1 protein-coding gene is annotated in these 3343 nt (G+C 49.1%); it reads left to right on the top strand.

The window, feature by feature from the left end; translation table 11 throughout:
- Positions 1–3343: hypothetical protein (locus BN2628_RS17575; RefSeq protein WP_055096744.1), on the top strand; the 3343-nt coding region annotated here is incomplete at both ends.

Below are 3343 nucleotides of genomic sequence, written 5' to 3'. Positions count from 1 at the left end.
TGAAATGTCGGGAGAGTTATTAGGAGCGTTAGGTAAATTTTTCAAACCTGGAGTAAAAAAAATAGTGGGTGCGACCACCCGGCATATATCCCCCCGGCTCACCGGTTTCATATCCCGCACCACCCCTAGAGTCCTCGATTACACTAAGATGATAAAAGACAAAAATATCATCACCGGCTTCCGCGATTTTGCCAAAGCCACCGGCTGGAACGGCATCGCGGGCGAAACCTTCGAAGAATTCATGGAAGGAACCCTCAATGCCGTCACCATAGGCGACCAAGGACTCGAAGACATATACAATTGGGAAAACGCCTTACAAACCATAACTACCGTAGGCATCATGTCCGTCGGCATGAGCTCTGCAGCAGCTACCCTGCGAGCTGGAGCCAAACGGAAAATAAAAGCCGATTACGACCGGGCCGACCGGCACCTTAACGAGGCATTCTCCCCCAGCCAGGTAGCCGAGATAAAATCCATCCTCGGTGAGAACCTACAAGACCAAAGCAAGATATTGGGACAGATGTTTGCCGAATCTTCAAAAGCACCTACAGCCGAAGAACGAAAACAACGTTCACAAGAACAAGCCATCATCCAGGACTACATATACAAGGCCAACCTCTACGAAGCATACCTGGGAGGCTTGCAGTCGCGCATCAAAGAAGAAGCTGGCCGTATCATTGAAAATCTGCGGCAACAAGCCAATCCCGACATGGGTGCCACCATATACGCTGACTACCGGGGGCAGACCGTCCGCATCACCTCCGGTACATTCGACATAGACCCCGAAGGCAACATCACCCCCCGGGAAGGCAGCACCGGTATGCTTACCATCATCACCCCCGAAGGAGATACCCAAGTCGTCTCCCCCTCACAGTTGGGCAAGGTACAAGACTACATGACCCTTGACGAGCAAGCCTCCACCATGGAGCAGCAAGTAGAAGATGCTGTCCTCTCACAAGAAGAGGGCGAGATGAACACCCTCGTCCCCGGCACCGTCGTGTCAGTAAATAAAAACGGCAGCCCCCTCCGCGTTATCGTAACCTCACAAAACGCCGATACGATTATCGGCCGGATAGTCGACCCCTACGGCAAGCCCGTAACCGGCCCCTACGGGCAAGAACAAACCTTGTCCTTTACCCTCGACGAGATACAATCCTACCCCGAAGAAGAAAGCGGAGCAGGAGAAAGTATGCAGGAATACCCTGAGCCTGAAAACGGTGTTGAAACAGCACCCGCAGGACAACCCTCCGGCAATGCAAGACAGAGCATCCCGCAGCCGGGCACCACCATACACATACAAGGATACGACAAACCCGTAACCCTATTGTCCGTAAACGGAGACAAAGCCCGTATCGGACTCCTGTATGACAATGGAGAACCCATGATTAATACCTCAGGGAAACAAGTAACCCAAGAAATAAATACATCCCAAATTATTCCCGTAGAGTCCGCAGACAGCCACATAGAACCTGAAAATATTCCTGCCATACAGCGCATTCCCAAAGACGCACAAGGCAATCCCCTCTATGAGCAGGCCGACCCTGATACCGCCTGGGATGCCATTGTAGAGCAGGCCGGGGGCGACGAACAGGTAGCGCAGAATGTTGCTGCCTCCATGCTTGCCGACAAAGAAGCCGCATTGAAGAGACTCCAGAAATCCAAGCCCAAAGGCGGCACTACCATTGCCGAGAAGATAGCAGCCGAGAGAGAACGCAAAGCCGCCATCGACCAAGCCAAGCAGCAAGTGGATATCTGGAAGAAGATAGCCCAGACCCCGCAGAAAAGAAAGCATCAAGCAGAAACAGAACGTATACGCCAGGCAGAGGAAGAAAAAATAAAGCCCGACAGTACAGGACGCACTGAAAGCGATAGCGGAAGAGAAAAGTCAGAAGGGGAACCGGATTCTGATAGAAGATCAGAACAGCGCAGAGAAAAAATTGTTTCTCTTTTAGGAGAGAAATACGCCCTCTCAGAAGAGACAGCCGATAATGGCGAGTATTTTTATCAAAATGCACAAGGCTCGACATCATTAGCAATTATACCCGATGAAATATTTGACAGGATAGGCTTCCCTGCCATTCCTTTCAAGTTGACGGAAAGCATGGCTTTACACGTGTATGAGCATCATGCGAAAGAACTTAAACTTGAAAATCTTGACGATGCGATAGATTTTGTACTTTCGATTATAAATAATGTTGATACCGTAAGATTAGGCAGAGGCAACAGTTATATATTCTCCATAGAGAACGGAAGAAACAAGGTTGGCCGGAGAGCTGTTTCTATTGTAGTAAACAGTCAAACAGGAAAATTCATGGGAATAAAGACTGCCGGATATGAGACAATCAAGAATATAAAAGAAAGACCTTTGCTCTGGACACGGGGCGCAGATTCCGTGTCTGAAGATGTCGCAACCCCACCTATTACCACCATTGAAGCTCAACAAGACGACAAGACTTCAGGCCGCACTAAAAGGCAGAGCGAAGTTTCTTCCCAGAGCAAAGATACTGAATTATCCCTAAAAGCCAACGAATTAGGCGAAAAAGTTGCAACATCCGAGACTGAAACAGAGACAAATCCGAGTGAAGTACAGAAAGAGGCCATAGCAAGCAAAAAAACTGCCGATAAAGAGCAAGCCCCCTTCCTCTCCGAATCTGAGTACATCGACAGGGCGCTGCAGGAAGCCTTCGACGCCTCAGGCATCACGAGCCGGGAAGAATGGGAAGACTCAGAAGCCTACATAGACGCTTATAACCGGGCATCGGACAGCTACCCGGACTATATCCTTGGACTGCAATCATCCGGGCGCCTGCAAGAAATGTATGACCGGGCAAGCATCGGAGAGCGCATCAGCATAAGAGAAGGCATAGAGACAGCCGGCTATAAAGTAAAAGACATCCTCGACACGGAAAAAGAAAAACAAGAAGCACGTAAAAAACGGGATGCCGCCCGCAGGAAACGTTCCGAAGAACTAATGGCCAAACTGGGCATTGTACCCGATAAAGCAAACGAAGCAGACAGTCTCTTAGGAGAGAACGGAGAGCCAGCAGACGGAGAGTTAGACGGTGGAAAAGAAACGTCCGCCCCATCAAATAGTAGGATGGACGTTATAAGCAACCATGAAGACAAGTCAGATGACACAGTTACCCGACAAGAGCCAGACATTTCCGAAAACAAAGATACACAAAACCAAAGGGGAAAACAACCGGATGAAGCGAATGCCGGACAAAAAGTGAAAAAAAGCGAGGTCTCAGGTAGTGATACATTTTCTGATTTCGCCAAAGAGACCTTCCATAAAATAGAGGAACAATTATCGGACAGCCTTAAAGGCCGTGTTACCGTTAGA

It is taken from the genome of Gabonia massiliensis (assembly GCF_001403595.1).
In the GTDB taxonomy this organism is placed as follows: Bacteria; Bacteroidota; Bacteroidia; order Bacteroidales; family Coprobacteraceae; genus Coprobacter; species Coprobacter secundus.
The sequence above is the reverse complement of the archived record's forward strand: the minus strand, read 5'-3'. Positions and strand labels throughout refer to the sequence as shown.